The 19721-nt window shown below is 73.7% G+C and carries 20 protein-coding genes and 1 tRNA gene; 3 read left to right on the forward strand and 18 right to left on the reverse strand.

The features are described from left to right. Positions 1–2: 2 nt before the first annotated feature. The gene (locus tag AOM05_RS08645; RefSeq protein WP_062521294.1) at positions 3–938 is read right to left on the reverse strand and encodes a hypothetical protein; all 936 of its coding nucleotides are present in this window, start codon (positions 936–938) and stop codon (positions 3–5) included. A gap of 203 nt (positions 939–1141) precedes the next feature. Here AOM05_RS08645 and AOM05_RS08650 point away from each other — a divergent pair, with 203 nt between their 5' ends. Next, a complete protein-coding gene (locus AOM05_RS08650) occupies positions 1142–2650 on the forward strand; it encodes a DHA2 family efflux MFS transporter permease subunit (RefSeq protein ID WP_082097380.1) in 1509 nt (502 codons plus the stop codon). Between the two features lie 115 nt (positions 2651–2765). Here AOM05_RS08650 and AOM05_RS08655 read toward each other — a convergent pair whose 3' ends face one another. The 5 genes from AOM05_RS08655 to AOM05_RS08675 form a co-directional block, all read right to left on the reverse strand. After that, positions 2766–3254, reverse strand: a complete 489-nt coding sequence (locus AOM05_RS08655; RefSeq protein WP_062521296.1) for an NUDIX hydrolase — start codon at positions 3252–3254, stop codon at positions 2766–2768. Positions 3255–3337: 83 nt separating this feature from the next. Next, positions 3338–3826, reverse strand: a complete 489-nt coding sequence (locus AOM05_RS08660) for an NUDIX hydrolase (protein WP_062521298.1) — start codon at positions 3824–3826, stop codon at positions 3338–3340. Positions 3827–3884: 58 nt separating this feature from the next. Next, positions 3885–4643 (reverse strand): SGNH/GDSL hydrolase family protein, encoded by a 759-nt coding sequence (locus AOM05_RS08665; protein ID WP_062521300.1) that lies wholly within the window; start codon positions 4641–4643, stop codon positions 3885–3887. A gap of 87 nt (positions 4644–4730) precedes the next feature. Next, a complete protein-coding gene (locus AOM05_RS08670; RefSeq protein WP_062521303.1) occupies positions 4731–6437 on the reverse strand; it encodes an FAD-binding protein in 1707 nt (568 codons plus the stop codon). A 129-nt stretch (positions 6438–6566) separates the two neighbouring features. Continuing rightward, positions 6567–7550, reverse strand: a complete 984-nt coding sequence (locus AOM05_RS08675) for a zinc-binding alcohol dehydrogenase family protein (protein WP_062521304.1) — start codon at positions 7548–7550, stop codon at positions 6567–6569. Between the two features lie 202 nt (positions 7551–7752). Here AOM05_RS08675 and AOM05_RS08680 point away from each other — a divergent pair, with 202 nt between their 5' ends. Together AOM05_RS08680 and AOM05_RS08685 are read left to right on the forward strand one after the other, a co-directional pair. Then, positions 7753–10152 carry a LamG-like jellyroll fold domain-containing protein gene (locus AOM05_RS08680; protein WP_062521306.1) on the forward strand — a complete coding sequence of 800 codons (2400 nt, stop codon included), beginning with the start codon at positions 7753–7755 and terminating at the stop codon, positions 10150–10152. A 92-nt stretch (positions 10153–10244) separates the two neighbouring features. Beyond that, a complete protein-coding gene (locus AOM05_RS08685; RefSeq protein ID WP_062521308.1) occupies positions 10245–11096 on the forward strand; it encodes an HAD-IIB family hydrolase in 852 nt (283 codons plus the stop codon). A gap of 10 nt (positions 11097–11106) precedes the next feature. On the opposite strand, the gene AOM05_RS08690 is transcribed toward AOM05_RS08685, so the two are convergent. The 12 genes from AOM05_RS08690 to proB all read right to left on the reverse strand — a co-directional run bounded on the left by AOM05_RS08690 (position 11107) and on the right by proB (position 19688). Continuing rightward, positions 11107–11463: a GntR family transcriptional regulator gene (locus tag AOM05_RS08690; RefSeq protein ID WP_062521309.1), complete on the reverse strand. Its 357-nt coding sequence runs from the start codon at positions 11461–11463 to the stop codon at positions 11107–11109. Next, entirely contained in the window at positions 11447–12445 is a 999-nt protein-coding gene (locus AOM05_RS08695) for a DUF1648 domain-containing protein (protein WP_062521311.1), read from the reverse strand. The genes AOM05_RS08690 and AOM05_RS08695 overlap by 17 nt, the downstream gene beginning before the upstream one ends. A gap of 39 nt (positions 12446–12484) precedes the next feature. Further along, positions 12485–12916, reverse strand: coding sequence for a DUF1801 domain-containing protein (locus AOM05_RS08700; RefSeq protein WP_062521313.1), 432 nt, complete (start codon positions 12914–12916; stop codon positions 12485–12487). A gap of 113 nt (positions 12917–13029) precedes the next feature. Then, positions 13030–13102 (reverse strand) — tRNA-Ala (locus tag AOM05_RS08705). 66 nt (positions 13103–13168) lie between these two features. After that, entirely contained in the window at positions 13169–13798 is a 630-nt protein-coding gene (locus AOM05_RS08710; RefSeq protein WP_062521315.1) for a histidine phosphatase family protein, read from the reverse strand. Next, positions 13795–14415: a histidine phosphatase family protein gene (locus AOM05_RS08715; protein WP_062521317.1), complete on the reverse strand. Its 621-nt coding sequence runs from the start codon at positions 14413–14415 to the stop codon at positions 13795–13797. The genes AOM05_RS08710 and AOM05_RS08715 overlap by 4 nt, the downstream gene beginning before the upstream one ends. After that, positions 14412–14774 (reverse strand): ribosome silencing factor, encoded by a 363-nt coding sequence (gene rsfS / locus AOM05_RS08720; RefSeq protein ID WP_062521319.1) that lies wholly within the window; start codon positions 14772–14774, stop codon positions 14412–14414. Before rsfS ends, AOM05_RS08715 begins: the two co-directional genes overlap by 4 nt. Next, the gene (locus AOM05_RS08725; RefSeq protein ID WP_156165118.1) at positions 14774–16303 is read right to left on the reverse strand and encodes a hypothetical protein; all 1530 of its coding nucleotides are present in this window, start codon (positions 16301–16303) and stop codon (positions 14774–14776) included. The genes rsfS and AOM05_RS08725 overlap by 1 nt, the downstream gene beginning before the upstream one ends. Then, the gene (nadD, locus tag AOM05_RS08730) at positions 16296–16889 is read right to left on the reverse strand and encodes a nicotinate-nucleotide adenylyltransferase (protein ID WP_062521323.1); all 594 of its coding nucleotides are present in this window, start codon (positions 16887–16889) and stop codon (positions 16296–16298) included. Before nadD ends, AOM05_RS08725 begins: the two co-directional genes overlap by 8 nt. Position 16890: 1 nt before the next feature. Further along, entirely contained in the window at positions 16891–17037 is a 147-nt protein-coding gene (locus AOM05_RS14410) for a hypothetical protein (RefSeq protein WP_169746739.1), read from the reverse strand. Positions 17038–17103: 66 nt separating this feature from the next. Next, on the reverse strand, positions 17104–18387 hold the full coding sequence (locus tag AOM05_RS08735; RefSeq protein ID WP_062521325.1) for a glutamate-5-semialdehyde dehydrogenase: 1284 nt from the start codon (positions 18385–18387) through the stop codon (positions 17104–17106). 185 nt (positions 18388–18572) lie between these two features. Further along, on the reverse strand, positions 18573–19688 hold the full coding sequence (gene proB, locus AOM05_RS08740; protein WP_062521327.1) for a glutamate 5-kinase: 1116 nt from the start codon (positions 19686–19688) through the stop codon (positions 18573–18575). Between the last annotated feature and the right edge of the window lie 33 nt (positions 19689–19721).

Here is a 19721-nt window from a genome sequence, read left to right on the forward strand (position 1 = left end):
CGTCAGAGCCGGCACACCTCGATCACGCCGTACACCCCGTCCTCCGCGACGAACACGGAGGCGTCCTCGACCGGGAGCCCCGCCGCCTCGAGGAGCGGCGCGATCTGGTCGACACGGAGCGTGGGGCCCACCGGCCAGCCGATCTCCGCGCAGCACTCGCAGGACGGCCGGTCGGCCAGCATGACGGAGAACACGAGCGACCCTCCCGGGCGTACCAGGGAGAACGCCTTCGCGAGCGCGTCCGGGGCGTGGTCGATGTCGAGACCGGCGAGCATGCCAAGCCCCTCCACCAGGTCCTGCGACTCCGGCGCCACCAGGCCCGCGAGGTCCGCGAACGGGTCCTCCGCAGCGACGAACGTGTGGGCCGCCGGGTCGATGCCGTGCTCGAGCACCACCCGTCGGCTCACGTCGAGCGAGTCGGCGCACGTGTCGATGACGGTGGTCGCGAGGTCGACGTCCGCGTCGCTCGCCGCGACCATCGCGCCCGCCATCGGGTACGCGGGGCCGCAGGTGAGCGAGGCCCAGCGGACCGTGCGGCCCACGTCTACCGCGGCCCGCACGGCGAGCCACTGGAGCACGCGGGCCCGGGCCCGGAGCGCACGCGCGTCGATCGCGACGGTGAGGTAGTGGCGGGTGGGCGCGTCGAGCGCCGCGCCGGTGAACAGCTCGGGCTCGGCGGCGCTGGACAGGCGCGGCTCCCCCGGCACGTAGACGTTGGGCAGCGCGGCCGGCGTGCCCAGCCGGGCCCGCCACTCCGCGAACGCGGGGGACGAGACCGGCGAAGGATGCTCGGCGGGACTCGGCGGCGGCGAGTCGTCAGACTCGTCCCCGACAGCGAGCCGCAGAACCCTCAGCCCCGACGGATCGAGCGCGGCCCCAACTACCCGCACGTCGCGCGCGATGAAGCGACGAGCGGCCCCCTCAGCCGTGTGCACCATCAGAACCTCCGCATCCTCCGCCGGCCGGCGGTCCCCCCAGGACGCTTCGTCGGCGGGGTGCACCGCCGACTTGGCATACCGATGTTATGCACGGTCGTGGATGCCTGGCAATGCCTCACTTTTCGCGCGACACCGCCGCGGGTCGGAAGCCGTCAGAACTGGGGGCTGACGCGATGTCGGACCCACGGCGCACAATGGAGCCCATGACCGACGACCTCGTGACCCGGGGCGACGCGCGGCCCACGCCCGTCCCCACCCCCTCGCCGACCTCACCGCTCGACCCCGAGACCGCGCGCCGCAACAACGTGGTGATCTGGGTGCTGATCGTCGGCGCGTTCGTGGTGATCCTCAACGAGACGGTCATGGGCGTCGCACTGCCGCACCTCATGGAGGACCTGAACATCAGCGCGGTCGCGGCGCAGTGGCTCACCACCGCGTTCCTGCTCACCATGTCGGTGGTGATCCCCACCACGGGGTTCATGCTGCAGCGGTTCCGCACGCGGCCCATCTTCATCGCGGCGATGGCACTGTTCACGGCCGGCACGCTCATCGCGGCGCTCGCGCCGGGCTTCGAGGTGCTCCTGGTGGGCCGCGTGGTGCAGGCGGGCGGCACGGCGATCATGCTGCCGCTGCTCATGACCACGGTGATGCAGCTCGAGCCACCCGCGACGCGCGGACGCCGCATGGGTTCCATCTCCGTCGTGATCGCGGTCGCCCCCGCGATCGGGCCCACCATCTCGGGGCTGATCCTCAGCACCTTCTCGTGGCGGTTCATGTTCGTGTTCGTGCTGCCCATCGCGATCGCGGTGCTGGCGCTCGGCTGGGCGCTCATGAAGGACGTCACCGAGACGCGCGACGCGCCCATGGACGCGCTGTCGATCGTGCTGTCGGCGCTCGGGTTCGGCGGGATCGTGTTCGGGCTCAGCCGCATCGGGGAGGCCAGCGGCGGGGACGTCCCGCTCTCGACGGTGGCGTCGCTCGCGGGCGGAGCGACCGCCCTCGGGCTCTTCGTGTGGCGGCAGCTGGTGCTGCAGCGCGTGGACGACGCCCTCCTGGACCTGCGCACCTTCCGCTCGCGGACGTTCTCCGTGTCGATCGTGATGTTCGTCATCATGATGATGTCGCTGTTCGGGATGATCATCCTGCTGCCCATCTTCATGCAGGACGTCCTGGGTCTCACGGTGCTGCAGAGCGGGCTGCTGCTCCTGCCCGGAGGCATCCTCATGGGCGTGTGCGCGCGCCCCGTCGGGCACGCCGTGGACCGGTTCGGGCCTCGACCCCTGCTGATCCCGGGCGCCGCGATCGTGGCCGGGGTGCTGTGGACGCTCGCGGTGGTGCTCAGCCCCACCACGCCATGGCAGCTGCTGCTGGCGTGCCACGTGGCGCTGAGCGCGGGCCTGGCGCTCATGTTCACGCCGCTGTTCACGGCGAGCCTGGGCGCGCTTCCCCGCCACCTGTACTCGCACGGCTCCGCGACGGTCTCGACCATCCAGCAGGTCGCCGCCGCCGCGGGCACCGCCCTGTTCGTGTCGACCATGGCGGCCGTCGCGGCGGACCAGATGGCGGGCGGCGCCGAGGAGGTCTCCGCGGTCGCGACCGGCATCCGCACCGCCTACCTCATCGCGGCGGCGCTGGCGAGCACGTCGATCATCGCGGCGTTCTTCATCGAGCGGCCCATCGACGCCCCCGAGCCGGGCCACGCGATGCACTGAGCGCATCCCGGCCGCGGCCCCGGCACGCCCCGGCCCGCGCGCGCCATGGGGAACTCAGCGACGGTCTCGCGAGATCCTCGCGCGCTGCAGGGAACTCAGCGACGGCCAGACGGCGTCAGCCCGCGAACGCGGTCACCTCGCCGGCGCCGAGCGCACGCCCCACCCGCCCGGTCATCTCCGCACTCAGGGGCGGGAGCGCATCCTCGTCGAACCAGCGCGCCTCGAGATTCTCGCCGTCCGCGGCGAACGGCTCGCCGCTCACCCAGCGGAACACGAACGTCAGGTCGAGGAACTGCACCCGGTCCCCGTTGGGATAGACGGCGGGATCCTGCACGTGCAGCCAGGCGAGCGTCTCCGGCTCGGCCGTCACGCCCGTCTCCTCGAGCAGTTCACGCCGCGCAGCGACCGCCGGCTCCTCGCCGGGATCGATGATCCCACCCACCGGCGCCCACGTGAGGAAGTCCGCGCGGTGAGCCAGCAGCACCTCGCGCACGCCAGGGCGCGCCGCGGACGGCCGCACCACCACGGCGGTCGCGCTCATCAGCCACAGCGGGTCGTGACCCACCTTGGCCCGCAGCGCGAGGATGAAGTCGGGCGTCGCCATGCGGCCACGCTACCCCGCGCTCCACGGCCGCGACCAGGGCGGATGCGCCCGCCCCACCCCGCGCGTTCAGCCGCAGGCAGGGTTCAGGAGAACCAGCGGCACACGTCGCCGTCGACCAGGCACGCGTCGATGCGCGCGGCCATCTCGGCGGGCATCTCGGGCAGCTCGTCGAGCTCGAACCACGCCGCCTCGGTGTTCTCGCCGTCCGCCGGGAACGGCTCGCCGCTGACGTAGCGGCAGCGGAACGTCAGGTCGAGGTACTGGGCGCGGTCCCCGTTCGCGTACTCCATCTCGGGCAGCGCGTGGACCCACATGAGCGCCTCGACCTCGGCCACCACGTCGGCCTCCTCGAGGCATTCGCGCACCGCCGCCGTCGCGGGCTCCTCGCCCGGGTCGACGATCCCGGTCACGGGAGTCCACCAGCCGTTGTCGGCGCGCTTGACCAGCAGCACCTGGCGCGATCCCTCGCGGTCGGGCGACGGGCGGAGCACCACGGCCGTCGCGGCGGGCAGCCACAGGAGGTCGGTGCCGATCTTGGAACGCAGGTCGAGGATGAACTCCGGGATCGCCATGCGGCCACGCTACCGTGCGCCGCACACGACGCCCGCAGCCGTCACCCGACGAGCAGCGTCACCCGACCGGCGCCTCGATGGTGGTCCACGCCGGATGCTTGGGCACGCGGCCGTCGCCCGACGAGCGCCCCGTGAGCCGCCGCCCGATCCACGGCAGCACGTAACGCCCCACGTAGGCCGCCTCCTCGATAACCCCCGGGCGACCCGGATCCCCCGCGGGCGCGACCGGCAGGTCCGTCTCGACGCCCATCGCGGCGAGCACGCGCGCCGCGACGCGCGAGTGGCCCAGCGGGTTGAGGTGGAGCCGGTCCGTGTCCCAGTAGGCGGCGCGGCGCATCTCGGCATCGCGGTAGTTGTCGACGAACGTCACGTGGTCGTGCGCGGCCTCGAGCCCCTCGACTATCGCCATGAGCTCGTCTGCCCGCTCCGAGAACGTCCGCCCGCGCGGGAGGCGCTCGGTCGGGTCGGGCCCCGACAGCACCACGAGCGACACGCCCGCCTCTCCCGTGAGGTCCACCACCCGCTGCATCAGCGCGGAGATGCGCGCCGCGTCCCAGCCCGGCCGCATCATGTCGTTGCCCGAGCCGTTGAACGTCATGACGTCCGGCCGCGGGTCCAGCGCGAGCGCCGCGTCGCACTGCACCGTCGCGATCGGCTCGATGAGCCGCCCGCGGATCGCGAGGTTCGCGTACTCGACGGAACCGTGCGCGGACGCGAGCCCGATCGCCACCAGGTCCGCCCAGCCGCGCACCCCTCCGCCCGGCTGCGGATCCCCCACACCCTCGGTGAAGCTGTCCCCGATCGCTACGTATCTCACGAACAGATACGGTAGCGCGGCCCCGGAGGGGACGATGCGGCGGTCACCTCGCGCTCGTACGCGCGGCGACCACCGCATCGTCCCGAGTCAGGCGACCGTCGCCGGGGAGCCGGCCGCCGCGCCGTCCGCCGGCGCCTGCGCGCCGCGCGTCGCGGCGTGCTTGCCCGCGAGGTAGCCGAACACGAGCGCCGGGCCCAGCGTCGAGCCGGCGCCGGGGTACGTCCGCCCCGCGACGGCCGCCGAGCAGTTGCCCGCGGCGTAGAGGCCCTCGATGACGTCGCCCGAGGTGGACAGCACGCGCGCGTGCTCGTCGGTGAGAAGCCCGCCCTTGGTGCCGAGGTCGCCGAGCACGATCTTGATGGCGACGAACGGGCCCTTCGCGATCTCGCCCAGGTTGGGGTTGGGGCCGTGGGTCGGGTCGCCGTAGTAGTTGTCGTAGGCGTCCTTGCCGCGACCGAAGTCCTTGTCGACGCCGTCGCGCGCGAACGAGTTGAAGCGCTGGATGGTGGTCTTGAAGTTGGCCTTGTCGACGCCCATCCTCTCGGCGAGGCCCTCGAGGGTGTCGGCCTCGACGGCCACGCCCTCCTCGAACATGGCCTTCTTGCTCGCGAGGAACGCGTTGTTGAGGTAGCGGCGGCGGTGGCGGACGTCGAGCACCATCCACGAGTGGTTGGTGCGCTCGAGGCCCCGCTTCTGCATGGCATGGCCGAAGTCGACGTAGCTGGTCGACTCGTTGACGTACCGGCTGCCCTCCTGGTCCACCACGATCGAGAACGGCATCGACCGCTCCGACACGATGAACACCGGCCCGCCGTGGCTGGTCGGGGCGACGGAGGGGCCCCACCAGGCGTCGTCCATGAGCGCGACGTCGGCACCGTGGCGCATGCCGATCTCGATGGCCGAGCCGAGGTTCGCGGGGTTGCCCGACGAGTGCTCGACGTCGAGCCCCTGGTACTCCTCGCGCCACGCGGCGTTGTGGTCGAAGCCGCCGGCACCCAGGTGCACGCCGTGACGGGTGCCGATGGTGCGACGTCCCTCGGGCCCCTCGACCACGGCGCCCACCACCGCGCCGCCCTCGACCACCAGGTCGACCAGCGGCGTGCTGAGCCGCACCTCGGTGCCCTGCTCCTCCTTGGCGATCCACATGAGCCGCGCCGCGAGCGACGCGCCCAGGCCGGTGAGGCGGCGGCCGGTGACGGCGCCGCCGAGCGTGCGGAAAACGAACCGCGCGCCGCCGATGAAGCCAGTCGGGGTCGACCAGGCGCGCGCCAGCAGGTAGGTATCGCCCGCGAACAGGGGCACGCCCGCCGGCATCGAGAACCGCGCGTGCCGGTACCAGTCGCCGAACCTCTTCGCGTTGAACGGCGCGGGCTCGACGGTGCGGCCGCCGGCGATGCCGCCGGGCAGGTCCGGGTAGTAGTCGGGGTACTTCTTCGCGGTCTGCCACACCATGCCGTGGTCCGCGAGCCAGCGGTGCACCACGGGCGACGTGCGCACGAACGCCTTGCGGCGCTCGAGGGACGATGCGGGGCCCACCTCCTCCGGCGTGCCCACGCAGGCGTCGAGATAGGTGAGGACCTTCTCCTCGGAGTCGTCGACGCCGATCTCCTTCATCCCCGGGTGGGTCGGCAGCCAGCAGCCGCCTCCGCTCATCCCGGTGGAGCCGCCCCACTTGTCGGATCCCTCGACCACCAGGACCTCGAGGCCCTCGTCCGCCGCCGCGATCGCCGCGGACATCGCCGCCGCACCGGTGCCGACCACCAGGAGGTCGACCTCCTCGTCCCACTCAGTCATGCCACTCCCCTTCGAGTCGGCACCGGACACCGATGTCCGGTTGCTCCAGCCGACTCTACCGGACATGGTTGTCCGGTCGCGGAGGCGCGGAGACAGCGGCTCCGAGCCGCGGAGGCGGCGGCTCCCGCCTCACCCCATCCGCACCACGAGCGAGCCCCCGGCGCGGCCCGCGCGAAGGTCCGCCAGCGCATCGTCCACGCCGTCGAAGCCGTACGTAGTCACGGCGGGCGCGAGCAGCAGGTTGCGGGCGAGGCGCAGGAACTCCGCACCGTCCGCCCTGGTATTCGCGGTCACCGAGCGGAGGTCGCGCTCGTAGAACAGCGAGCGGTCGTAGTCGATCTCCGGGATGGGCGACATGTGGATCCCCGCGGAGACCACCGTCCCGCCGCGCGCCGTCGCGTCGAGCGCCTGCGTGAGGATCGCCCCCACCGGCGCGAACACGATCGCGGAGTCGAGCAGCTCGGGCGGCACCGCGTCCTCGGCGCCCACGAAGTCGACCTCGAGCTCGCGCGCGAGGGCCCGGTTGCGCTCCCCGCGCGTGATCGCGACCACGGTCGCGCCGGCCGCCTTCGCGAGCTGCGCCGTGATGGAGGCGCTCGACCCGAACCCGTAGATCCCGAGCACGCCGCCGGGCGGGAGGTTCGCGCGGCGCAGCGCGCGGTAGCCGATGATGCCGGCGCACAGCAGCGGCGCGAGCGCGAGCGCCTCGTCGTCGTGCGGGAGCGGGTACGCGTGCGCCTCCGGCACCGTGACGAGCTCGGCGTAGCCGCCGTCGTGGTCCCAGCCGGTGAAGGTCGCCTCCGGACAGAGGTTCTCGCGGCCCGACCGGCACCACCGGCACGTGCCGCACGTGCGGTGCAGCCACGCGATCCCGACGCGGTCGCCCGCGTCGATCGACCGCACCGCCTCCCCCGCTCCGACCACCGTGCCCACCACCTGATGGCCGGGGATCACCGCAGGCCGGTGGACCGGGAGGTCGCCGTCGACCACATGCAGGTCGGTGCGGCACACGCCGCACGCCTCGACCCGTACCAGCAGCTCGTCGCGGGCGGGGATCGGGTCGGGGACGCTCTCGCGCCGCAGCGCGCCGTCGCGCACCTTCCACGCGTCCATGGCCACCTCCGTCACCAGTGAAGCACCGCGCACCGACGGCCGCCCGGGCACGCCCGCCACCAGGAGGGACGATGCGCGGGCGCCGCCCCGACGCGCCTCGCCGGAGCGCTTGCGCCCGGGTCTACATCGTTGTAATGTCGCGCCGGGACGGGGTCGATGCGGACCCCGCCCTCCATCTGTCCAACGATGAACAGGAGCAACCGTGGCACGACGCCGCTCGACGCGACTCGCCCTCGGAGCCGGAGCCCTCGTGGCGCTCACCGGCCTCACCGCCGCCACCGCGGCGGCCGCACCACCCGCCGCCTCGGCCTCGTCGCCGCAGGCGACGGCCACCGTCAAGCCCGCGCCCGAGTACGCGGACGTGACTGTCCACGACCCGTCGATCGTCACCTCGGGCGAGGACGTCTGGGTGTTCGGCTCGCACGGCGCCTCGGCGCACACACAGGACCTGCTGCAGTGGACGCAGCACTCGATCGACCTGAGCCAGGACGCGGACAACCCGCTGTTCGAGGACGTCTCCACCGAGCTCGCGGAGACCTTCGAGTGGGCCCAGACCAGCACCCTGTGGGCGGCGGACGTCATCCAGCTGGCGGACGGGAGGTACTACATGTACTACAACGCCTGCAAGGGCGACTCCCCCCGCTCCGCGCTCGGCGTCGCCGTCGCGGACGCCGTGGACGGGCCCTACGAGGACCTCGGCATCATCCTCAAATCCGGCATGTGGGACCAGGAGTCCGAGAACCCGGGCGAGATCTACGACGCGACCGTCCACCCCAACACCGTGGACCCCGACGCGTTCTACGACGCCGAAGGCGACCTGTGGATGGTCTACGGCTCCTACTCCGGCGGCATCTTCATCCTCCAGATGGACCCCGAGACCGGCCTGCCCCTGCCCGACCAGGGCTACGGCACGCACCTCGTGGGCGGCAACCACGCCCGCATCGAGGCCCCCACCATCCGCTACGACAAGAGGACGGGCTACTACTACCTGTTCCTGTCCTACGGCGGCCTCGACGCGACCGGCGGCTACGAGGTCCGCGTGGCCCGCTCGACCAGCCCCGACGGCCCCTACGTGGACGCCAAGGGCAACGACATGTCGACCGTGAAGGGCGCCGAGGGCACCCTGTTCGACGACGCATCGATCCAGTCCACGGGCGTCAAGATCATGGACGGCTACCTGTTCCCGCGCGAGGTGGGCGACCCCGGAGAGGGCGCCGGCACCGGCTACGTCTCCCCGGGCCACACCTCCTGGTACGACGACCCGTCCACGGGCGCGAGCTACATGGTGTTCCACTCGCGCTTCCCCGAGACGGGCGAGATGCACGAGGTCCGCGTCCAGCGCATGTACATGAACGCCAACGGCTGGCCCGTGGTCGCGCCGCAGCGCTACGCGGGCGAGACCAACCGCTGGGTGCGGGCGCGCGAGGTGGTGGGCGACTGGGAGGTCGTGCGGTTCACCGACGCGATCACCGCCGCGACCACCGAGCCGCTCGACGTCACCCTGAACGCGAACGGGCGCGTCACCGGGGACCTCAAGGGCACCTGGGTCAAGACCGGCCCCAAGAAGGCGACGCTGACCACCCCCAAGGGCACCTTCACCGGCGTGTTCGCGCCCGTGTGGGACCCCGCCACCGAGGAGTGGACCGTGGGCCTGACCGTGCAGTCCAAGCGCGGCCTGTCGATGTGGGGCCGGCAGGTCGACGTGCTCACGGGCAAGGCCGCCGTGCGCGCCGTGGTCGCCGACCTCGACCTGGGCGACACCTCCGCCGTGGTCGCCGACCTCGACCTGCCGACGGCAGGCACGGGCGGCACCACCATCACGTGGAGGTCCTCGCGGCCGGCGGTGGTCTCCACCGCGGGCGACGTGACCCGCCCGGTCGCGGGTGAGGACGATGCGACGGTCACCCTCACCGCGACCGTCACCAACGGCGCGGCCTCCCAGAAGGTCGCGTTCACCGTGGTGGTGAAGGCGCGTCCCGCGGCGCAGCAGGTGGGCGCGTGGTCCTTCGAGGGGGCGCTGGCCGACAACGCGGGAGCCCTCGCGGTTCCCACCGTCACCGGCAACCGGATCGACAACACCGGCGGCACCGTCAGCTACGTCGAGGACGGCGTGGCCGGCCAGGCCCTCCACCTCGACGGCACGTCAGGCGTGCGCCTGCCCGACGGGCTGCTCCAGGGCGACACCTACTCGGTGTCGATGTGGCTCCGGCCCGCGGCGTTCACCCAGTTCACCACCGCGTTCTTCGCGGCGAGCTCGGGCACCGAGTTCCTCAGCGTGGTGCCGCAGGGGTGGAACGGCGAGACCATGCTGTGGTCCAACGACAATGGCACCTGGTACGACGGCGTCACCGGCCGGCTCATCCCCGCGGGCGAGTGGACCCACGTCGCCTTCACGGTGGACGCGGGCCAGGTGACGCTGTACGTGGACGGCACGGACGTGGGCGCGAGCAGCGCCTTCACCGACGTGCTCACCAGCCCCTCGGCGGCCTTCGCGCTCGGCGTCAACTGGTGGGACACGCCGTTCAACGGCGACATCGACGAGCTCGCGATGTGGACCTCCGCGCTGTCCGCGGAGGACGTGGCGGCGCTCGCGACGCCGTAGCGATCGGGGTCGACGGGAGCGGGGGCGCCGGACGGCGCCCCCGCTCTCGCGTGCGCGGCCCGCCCGCCCGGCCCGCGCCTAGGCTGGTCGCTGTGACCAGCCCCGCCCCCGCATCGTCCCGCCGCGCCGTGTTCCTCGACGTCGACGGCACCTACGCGCATCACGGCGCTGTGCCGGACGCGCACGTCGACGCGGTGCGGAGCGCGCGGCGCGCGGGCCACCTGGTGCTGCTGTGCACCGGGCGGCCGGTGTCGCTGCTGCCGGACCACCTGACCGCGGCCGGCTTCGACGGCTACGTCGCCGGCGCGGGCGCGTACGTGGTGCTGGGCGACGAGGTGCTGGTGGACACGCGCTTCCCCGCCGCGCTCGCCGAGCGGGCGATCGACGCGCTCGACTCGCACGGCGCGCTGTACTTCCTGGAGGCGCCCGAGGCGACGCACGCGCGACCCGCGACCATCGCCGCGATGAGCGCCTACCTGCCGCGCGGGGCCGCACCCTCGGGACAGGAGGCGCGGGGCCGGCGCGACGTCACGTCCGCGCTGCGACCCTCCGAGGATCTCGCCGGCATCCGCTTCGGCAAGGTCACCAGCTTCCACGCGGAGGCGCCGCTCATCGACATCGCGCGCGCGATCGGGCCGGAGGTGGCGGTGATCCCCAGCTCGATCCCCGACCTGGGCCCCGGCGCCGGCGAGATGTTCCTCGCGGACGTGCACAAGGCCGTGGGGATCGCTGCGGTGCTCGCCCGGCTCGGGCTGACGCGCGAGCAGGTGGTCGCGTTCGGCGACGGGCCCAACGACCTCGAGATGCTGGAGTACGCGGGGGTGGGCGTCGCGATCGAGGGCTCGGCGCCGGAGCTGCTCGCGCTCGCCGACCACGTCGCCGCGTCGCCCGCGGAGGCGGGCCTGGCCGCCGCGTTCGCGCAGCTGGGGCTGCTCGAGCGCTGACCGCGCGCGGTCAGGCGTCCTCGCCCGCCGCCCGCACCAGCGCCGCGAGGACGTCCGGCCCCACGCCCAGCGCACGCGCCCGGGCGGCCAGCGCGGCGGCCTCCGCACGGAGCTCCGCCAGGGCGTCCGCCCGCGCCGAGATCACGGCGCCGCGGCCGCGCCGCATCTCCACCAGGCCCTCGTCGCGGAGCAGCTGGTACGCCTTGAGGACGGTGTGCAGGTTGACGTCGAGCGCCGCGGCGACCTCGCGGGCCGAGGGCAGGCGGTCGCCCGCCGCGAGCCGCCCGGCCGCCGTCTCGCGGCGGACCGAGCCCGCGATCTGGTCGTAGAGCGCGGCCGTCGAGTCGGGGTCAATCCTGAGCAGCACGGGCGTCCTCCGCGACGGCGGCGAGGACCGCGGCGGCGGTCGCCGGGTCGTCCACCGTGACCACGAACCGGCGCCCCGAGCGGCGCACCACCTCGAGCGCGGCACCCGAGCGCAGCACCACGGCCGTCGCGCCGGGCACCTGGCGGATGCCGTAGCCGCCGTACTGCGCGAGCCCCGACACGTGGGTGGCGGCGGCGCTGGCGACGTCGGACGCGGGGACGCGCAGGCGGATGAGCCGCGCAGCGGAGCGCACCGTCAGGCCGGCGGCGTCGACGCGGACGTGGAACACCGTGAAGGACGCGGCGAGCACGGCGAGCAGCACGGCGACGCCCGTGACGATCCACGCGACCGCGGCGTCGCCGGCGACCCACGTCGCGATCGCGGCCACCGTCGCGACCGCGACGCCGCCGATCACCGCGGCCAGGGCCGCGGGTCGCATCTCGGCGCGGCCGAGCCACACCGTCCGCTCCCCCGGCGCGCGGCTCAACGGCTCGGCGACCACGGCGGCGGGGCGGCGCTCCTCGTGACGCGGCTGGACCCACCACCCCGCGGCACCGGCGGCCGCGGCGGCGATCAGCCCGATCGTCAGCGTGGGGAGGATCGACGGGGCGTCCGCGGCGTCGGCGAGCCCGCGCTGGATGAGCAGGGTGCCGGCCATGAGGACGCCCATGAGGACCGCGAGGCCGAGCGCGATCGCCGGCATGAGCCGCAGCACGAACCCGCGCTCGCCGCGGCGCAGCGACCGCAGGCCCGACATGCCGAGCACCAGGGGCAGCACGCCGCCCACCAGCGCGGTCATCACCGGCACGAAGGCGGTCGAGGAGAACCCGTCGGGCCCGTCCCCGCCCCAGTGCGTGGCCACCGGGTCGGGCACGTCGCCCATGACGGCGAGCTCGATCACGACCGCCGCGACGCAGACCACGACCGGCGCCACCACCCCCACGGCCACCGCGCGCCCCACGGCGCCATCCTCGTTCGACATGGCCCCTCCTCACGAGTTGTTATAGATGAACTATAACACTCAGGCGAGGCGCGCCGCCTCCGCCGCCATCTCCTCCACCACCGCGAGGTCCAGGTCCTCGATGCGCCGGAACGTCACCGCCGCGGCCCCGACCTTGACCCGCCCCAGGCGCTCCGCGTACCGGTGCGCGAGGTACGCGCCGTCGCTCGCGGCGTTGACGTAGAGGCTCACGTGGCTCTTCTGCTCCGCGAGCCCGATGAGGAACCAGTCGACCGCGCCGCCGCGCGGGCGCCGCTGGGAGATGTCGCCGTACCCGACGATCGCCTGCTCCGTCCCGCCCCAGAACACGCCCCGCCACAGGGTGCGCGGCAGGTCCGGAAGGCCGGCGCGGAGGGACGCGTCGACGGCCTGCAGCAGCGCGGCGCGCGGGCTCGCCGCGAGGAACGCGTCGACGTCCTCGTCGGTCCGCCGCATCGACTCGTCCCCGGCCATGATGCACCTCCTGTACCGGCGCATCGTCCCACGCGCGGAGCGCACACGCCCGGGAGACACGAAAGGCCGCCCCGAAGGGCGGCCTTTCGATCAAGTGCTGTCTCAACACTTCGTGGAGCTGAGGGGACTCGAACCCCTGACCCCCTGCATGCCATGCAGGTGCGCTACCAGCTGCGCCACAGCCCCGTCATCCTTGCGGATTCCGTGCTCCTGAGAGCGAAATAGATACTAGCCCAGATTCGGATCGAGGTGTTAATCGGCATCCGGCGAGGAATCTGCCAGGGACGATGCCGCGGAGTGGCCGTACCGTGCGACGGACCAGTGCCGGCCCGTCGACTCGAGCACGTTCCAGTGCGCGTGCGGGAGCTTGCCCAGCACCGTCGCGTGGACGTCGAGCCCGAGCAGCGCGAGCGAGCCCAGCATGATCGCCGAGCCGTGGCTCACCGCCACCACCAGGCGGGCGCCCTCGCAGGCCTCGGCGAGCCCCTCGGACACGCGCGCGGCCACGTCGGCGGCGCCGCCCCACCCCTCGATGCGCGGGTCCAGCCCACAGTCGCGGCGGTCGAGCTCGTGAGGCCAGCGCTCGCGCACCTCCGCGGTGGTGAGGCCCTCCCACACGCCGTAGGACCGCTGCGTGAGCCGCGCGTCCGGACGCGCCGGCACCCCGGTCACGGCGGACAGCTCCGCGGCGGTGTCCGCGGCGCGCAGGAGCGGCGAGGTGACGATGCGGTCGGGGGTGCCGTACTCGGCGGCCAGCGCGCGTGCGGCCTCGCGGGCCTGCCGGCGGCCGTCCTCCCCGAGCGGCACGTCGAGCGAGCCCTGGAGGCGCCCCTCCGCGTTGTAGCCGGTGCGCGCGTGGCGCATGAGCACGAGGACCGTCACAGCCGCCTCCCCGGCGCTGGCGCCCCCACGTTGTGCGCGTCGAGCGACCATCCGCCGCCCGCGGCGGGCACCAGGCGCGACCAGGCGGCGTTGTGCAGGTGTCCCACCAGGCGGCCCTCGAGCGGCAGCCCCAGCAGCGCGAGCAGGAGCATGCGCCCCGAGGATCCGTGCGCCACCATGACCAGGTCGCCGGGCACGCGCGCGACCCACTCCTCCGCCGCGGCGCTCATGCGGGTCGCCACCTCGGCGTGGGTCTCGTAGCCGTCGAAGTCGGGCTCCTCGCCCGCCCGCCAGGCCGCGTCGGCGTCGGGGAACCGCTCGGCGCGCTCGTGGCCCAGCAGCCCCTCCCACGGCCCGTAGCGGCGCTCGACCAGGCGGGCGTCCTGGTGGACGCCCGCGCCGCGCCCGCCCACGATGATCCGCGCGGTCTCCGCGGCGCGGTCGAGCGGCGAGGACACCACGACCGGGTCGCCGTCGAGCACGGGCCAGAGGGACGATGCGGCGGCCCGGGCCTGCGCGCGACCCGTCGCGTTGAGCGGGATGTCGGTCGAGCCCTGGAGGCGGCCTTCCCGGTTCCAGTCGGTCTGGCCGTGGCGGACCAGGAAGACGCGGGTCACGCGTCGAGCTGCAGGTCGATGACCGGGCAGTCCTTCCACAGGCGCTCGAGCTCGTAGTAGCCGCGCTCCTCGTCGTGCATCACGTGGACGATCACGTCGTTGAAGTCGAGCAACGCCCAGCGGCCCTCGCGGATGCCCTCGCGGCGCGCGGCCTTGGCGCCCAACGCGGCGAGCTCCTCCTCGATGCCCTCGGCGATCGCGACCACCTGGCGTTCGTTCGACGCGGACGCGATCACGAACGCGTCGGCCAGCGGCAGGTGCGCGGACACGTCGAGCGCGACGATGTCCGCCGCCTTCTTGTCGTCCGCCGCGCGCGCGGCGGCGCGCACCAGCTCGAGCGCCCGCTCCGTCGCGCTCATCAGGCGTTCCCCGTGAGGTGCCACACCAGGACACCGAGCAGGAAGGCCACCGCGCCGATCACCGCGAGGTGCGCCCACGCGAAGTGGTGCGCGCCCTCCTCGGGTGCGTCGGGCTGGGGCCGGCGCGGGTACTCGCTCGCCGCCACCTCGGGCAGGTTGGTGCCGGACGGCGCGTCGCCCACCTCGCCCGCGGGCGCCGTGCCCGCGGAGGAGGAGGTGGACGCGTAGCCGTGCATGATCTTGGTGAAGTCCGGGATCGGGATGTCCTCGGACGGCACGTAGTCCGCGACCTCGCGCGGCTGCGCGTTGGCCAGCGGGTGCGCCTCCCAGACGGACGGCGCGGCGGCGGTGGCCGGGGCGACCTGGCGCATGCCGGCGGGCACGATGGGCGCCTCGCCCGACGCCGTCGTGTCGGTGGTGGTCTCCGTGGGCGCGGCCGGGGTCTCGGTCGCGACCGCGGCACGCTGCGGGAGGCCCTGGACCGCCGCCTCGGCGGCGACGGCGGGGGCGTACTCGGCCTCCTCGAGCGCGACCTCGTCGACGCCGGCGGTCTCGACCGCCTCCGCGCGCGCGTAGGCCTCCGCGGGGTCGACCGGCTCGGGCTCCGGATGCGCCTCCTCGGCGGGCTCGGACTCGGGCTCGGCCACCGGCTCGGCGGCGCGCTGCGCCTGCTGGGCCCGGGTGATGCCGGCCATCGCCTCGGCGGTGAGCCGGCGGATCTCCGCGGCGGGGTCCGCCGCTGCCGCGGGGGCGGCCTCCTCTTCGGCGGGCGCCGTAGGTGCGTCCGGAGCCGTGGGCGCGTCCGGCGCGGGGGTGCCGGCCTCGCCGCGCGCGGCGCGCTCCTCGAGACGGCGCGCCTGCAGCGAGCCGGGCGGGAACAGGTGGCGGTACTCCTCGGGGATCGCATCGATCGCACCGATGGTGGGCTCGGGCTCCTCGGCCGCGTCCTCGACAACCTCGTCCTCGACGGCCTGGTCCTCGACGGCCTCGTCTGCAGGGGCCTCGGTGAGGACCTCGGTCGGCTCGTCGTCCGGCACGGGCTGCTCGAAGACGGCAGGCTCCACCGAGGGCTCGTCGTCCGCGACGTCCTCGACCACAGTATCGACCGGCGCCTCGTCCACGGGCGCGGCCTCGTCGGCCACCTCGTCCGCGGCCTCGACCACAGGCTCCGGCGACGGCTCCACGACGTCCTCGACCGGCGCATCGTCCACCTGCTCGGCGGCCTGCGCGGCCTCCGCGCGCTCCGCGCGGGCGCGCGCGACCATCTCCTGCGCGTCGAGGAGCTCGGGGGTCATCGCGGGCAGCTGACCCGTCGCGATGAGCTCCTCCTCCTGGGTCCACGTCTCGACGGGGTTGTCGCGGCGCTCGAGCTCGCGACGCTCCTTGCGGGTCAGCGGCGTGCCGTCCGGATGCGTGGGCGGCCCGGCGACCAGCGACGGGAGGGGGGTGGTGGGCTCGTCCGGGGCGGCCTGCCTGACCTCGGCCTCGCGGCGCGCTCGGCGCGACAAAGGCCTGCCCTGGTCAGTCATCAAGTCCTCCGTAGTAGAGCCCGTTCGCGGCGATGTAGTCGGCCACGGACCGGGGTACAAGGTACCGGATCGGGAGTCCGACCCTCGCCCGGCGTCGCACGTCGGTCGACGATATCGCCAGAGCGGGGGCCTCCACCAGGATATGTGGCCATTCCGACTCCTCCAACGAATGACCGGGGCGTGTCACTCCCACGAAGGTCGCGAGGCCCGCCAGACGGTCCGCGTCCTTCCATTCGTCGAGCCGCGCGAGGGCGTCCGCGCCGGTGATGAAGAACAGCTCCGCGTCGGGCCGCTGCGCGCGAAGATCGGTGAGGGTGTCGACCGTGTAGGTCACTCCCCCGCGCTCGATGTCGACGGGCGACACCCCGAAGCGCTCGTCCTCGGCGGCGGCGAGCTCGCACATCGCGAGCCGGTGCTCCGGGGTCGCCGTGTCCACGCCTTGCTTGAAGGGCTGGGAGTTCGCGGGGGTCAGCAGGACCTGGTCGAGCCCCAGCCGCGCGCACACCTCGGACGCCGCCGCGAGGTGGCCCAGGTGGATCGGGTCGAACGTGCCTCCCAGCACGCCTACGCGGGCGAGGCTGCCCACGTCAGTGGCGCGTGCCGACGCTCCGGAACGCGTACGTCACGAACAGCAGGGCCATCAGGCCGGTGAAGGCGAGCAGGCCGAACGCCTCGGCCGGGATGGGCAGCTCGTTGACGACGTGCGACGTGGTCTCGACGGCCTCGGTGTACATGGGGGACTCCTCCTGTTGTCTCCCGCGATTATGGCACCTTCGCGGGGGGACGATGCGCGGGCCGGGTCAGCCGCGGATGTGGCCCTCGCCGTAGGCGACCCAGGTGGTGGTGGTGAGCTCGCCCAGGCCCATGGGGCCGCGCGCGTGGAGCTTCTGCGTCGAGATGCCGATCTCCGCGCCCAGCCCGAACTCGCCGCCGTCCGTGAAGCGGGTCGACGCGTTGACCATGACCGCCGCCGAGTCGATGTGGGCCACGAAGTGCTGGGCGGCGTCGATGTCGTTGGTGACGATCGCCTCGGTGTGGCCGGTGCTGTACCGGGCGATGTGCTGGATCGCCTCGTCGATGCTGTCGACCACCTTGATCGCGAGGTCGAGCGACAGGTACTCGGTGGCCCAGTCCTCCTCCGTGGCGGCCACGGTGGGGACGTTCGCGGGCGCGAGGTCCGCAGCCGCGTCGTCCGCGTGCAGGGTGACGCCGGCCTGGTGGAGCTGCTCGAGGATCACCGGCAGGTTGTCGGCCGCGTCCTTGTGGACCAGCAGCGTCTCCGCGGCGTTGCACACGCCCACCCGGTGGGTCTTGGAGTTGAGCACGATGTCGACCGAGCGGTCGAGCGGCGCCGAGGCGTCGAGGTAGACGTGGCAGTTGCCCTCGCCGGTCTCGATCGCAGGGACGGTGGACTCGCGCACCACGGTCTGGATGAGGTCGCGTCCGCCGCGCGGCACCAGCACGTCCACCAGGCCGCGGGCGTTCATCAGCACGCGGGCGCCCTCGCGGCCGTACGCGTCGATGGACTGGACCGCGTCGCGCGGCAGGCCCACGGTCTCGAGCGCGTCCTGGAGCACGGCGACGATCACCTCGTTGGAGCGCGCGGCCGCGCTGCCGCCGCGCAGCACGGCGGCGTTGCCCGACTTGAGCGACAGTCCCGCGGCGTCGACGGTGACGTTGGGTCGCGCCTCGTAGATCATGCCGACCACGCCCATGGGCACGGCCTTCTGGATGAGGCGGATGCCGTTGGGGAGGGTCGATCCGCGCTTGACCTCGCCCACCGGATCCGGGAGGGTCGCGACGTAGCGCAGCGCCTCCGCGATCTTCTCGATGCGGCCCTGGTCGAGCGCGAGGCGGTCGAGGAGGCCGGGGCTCATGTCGTTGGCGCGGCCGCGCTCGAGGTCCTTGGCGTTGGCCTCGACGATGCGCGCGCCCTGGGCGACCAGGGCGTCGGCCATCGCGTGGAGAGCGTCGTTCTTCACGGTGGTGGTGGCGGTCGCCAGCGCGCGCGAGGCGAGCTTGGCGCGGCGGCACGCCTCGAGGACGGCCTGCTCGACATCGGTGGGGATCGCGGTCTCGGTCATGACACTCGAGTCTAGGAGCCTCGCGGGTGCCTGCCCAGGGCGAGGTGGCACCTTCCCCGCCTCCCGGTTCGCTGCGCACGGTCCGAGCGGCGACGCGCCGCCGCCCGGGGACGATGCGCGGGTCCAGCCCCGCGTGTCGCGCGCCGGACCGTGCGGGGCGAAGCGGGGCGCAGTGGGCGCAGCGCTCAGAGCACCACGAGGTGGTCGATGTGGATGAGCTCGCGCGCGTACGCCTCGCCCAGCACCTCGCCGAGAGCCTCGGTGGACAGCCCCTTCATGCGGTCGGCCTCCTCCGAGGAGAACCCCGCGAAGCCGCGCGCCACCAGCGCGCCGTCCCGACCGACCAGGTCCACGGGCTCCCCCGCCTCGAAGTCGCCGCGGATCTCGATCACGCCCGCGGCGAGCAGCGACGCCTGCCGGCCCCGCAGCGCCCGCACCGCGCCGTCGTCGAGCACGATCCCGCCGCGCGTCTTCGCGGCGTCGGCCAGCCACTGCAGGCGCGTGGTCTCCGGCTTGCCCGTGGGGACGAACAGCGTGCCCACGTCCTCTCCCGCGACGGCGCGCGCCGCATCGTCCGCCGCCGCGAGCACCACGCGCACGCCGCTGTTGGTCGCGAGCGACGCGGCCTCGATCTTGGTGATCATGCCGCCCGTGCCCACGGCGGAGCCGCGGCGCGAGATGTCGATGCCGTGGAGGTCCTCAGGCGAGGCCACCTCGGCGATGCGCCGCGCGCCCGGGGTGTCGGGGGCGGCGGTGTACAGCGCGTCGACGTCGGTGAGCAGCACCAGCGCGTCGGCCCGCACGGCGGTGGCGACCAGGGCCGCGAGGCGGTCGTTGTCGCCGAACCGGATCTCGTCGGTCGCGACCGTGTCGTTCTCGTTGATGATGGGCACCACGCCGAGGCTCAGGAGCGACTCGAGGGCGCGGCGCGCGTTGCCGTAGTGGGCGCGGCGGACCATGTCGTCCGCGGTGAGGAGCACCTGGCCCACGGTGAGCCCGTAGCGCGCGAACGCCACGGTGTAGGCGTGGATGAGCTTGCCCTGACCCACCGAGGCGGCGGCCTGCTGCAGCTCGAGGTTGGTGGGGCGCGACTCGAGGCCCAGCGGCCCGATGCCGGCGGCGATCGAGCCGGACGTGACCAGCAGCACCTCGCGCCCGTCGGTACGCGCGGAGCCCAGCGCGTCGACCAACGCGCCCAGGCGCGCCTCGTCGAGCTGGCCGCCGGGGCCCGTGAGCGACGACGACCCGACCTTGACGACGATGCGCCGTGCCTGCGACACCGCCGCGCGCGCCTCGCTCACGTGACCTCCCCGGGGTTGGATACCTGGGTGAAG

It is taken from the genome of Demequina silvatica (genome assembly GCF_000971215.1).
Classification (GTDB): domain Bacteria; phylum Actinomycetota; class Actinomycetes; order Actinomycetales; family Demequinaceae; genus Demequina; species Demequina silvatica.

Excerpts from the sequence above, each read along its gene's own strand:
- AOM05_RS08660 (WP_062521298.1), bottom strand. The coding sequence starts at position 3,826 with ATGGCGATCCCGGAGTTCATCCTCGACCTGCGTTCCAAGATCGGCACC.
- AOM05_RS08670 (WP_062521303.1), bottom strand. The coding sequence starts at position 6,437 with ATGACTGAGTGGGACGAGGAGGTCGACCTCCTGGTGGTCGGCACCGGT.
- AOM05_RS08675 (WP_062521304.1), bottom strand. The coding sequence starts at position 7,550 with ATGGACGCGTGGAAGGTGCGCGACGGCGCGCTGCGGCGCGAGAGCGTC.
- AOM05_RS14410 (WP_169746739.1), bottom strand. The coding sequence starts at position 17,037 with ATGTACACCGAGGCCGTCGAGACCACGTCGCACGTCGTCAACGAGCTG.
- AOM05_RS08695 (WP_062521311.1), bottom strand. The coding sequence starts at position 12,445 with ATGTCGAACGAGGATGGCGCCGTGGGGCGCGCGGTGGCCGTGGGGGTG.
- rsfS (WP_062521319.1), bottom strand. The coding sequence starts at position 14,774 with ATGAGCGCGACGGAGCGGGCGCTCGAGCTGGTGCGCGCCGCCGCGCGC.
- AOM05_RS08655 (WP_062521296.1), bottom strand. The coding sequence starts at position 3,254 with ATGGCGACGCCCGACTTCATCCTCGCGCTGCGGGCCAAGGTGGGTCAC.
- AOM05_RS08725 (WP_156165118.1), bottom strand. The coding sequence starts at position 16,303 with ATGACTGACCAGGGCAGGCCTTTGTCGCGCCGAGCGCGCCGCGAGGCC.
- AOM05_RS08700 (WP_062521313.1), bottom strand. The coding sequence starts at position 12,916 with ATGGCCGGGGACGAGTCGATGCGGCGGACCGACGAGGACGTCGACGCG.
- AOM05_RS08645 (WP_062521294.1), bottom strand. The coding sequence starts at position 938 with ATGGTGCACACGGCTGAGGGGGCCGCTCGTCGCTTCATCGCGCGCGAC.
- AOM05_RS08650 (WP_082097380.1), top strand. The coding sequence starts at position 1,142 with ATGACCGACGACCTCGTGACCCGGGGCGACGCGCGGCCCACGCCCGTC.
- AOM05_RS08735 (WP_062521325.1), bottom strand. The coding sequence starts at position 18,387 with ATGACCGAGACCGCGATCCCCACCGATGTCGAGCAGGCCGTCCTCGAG.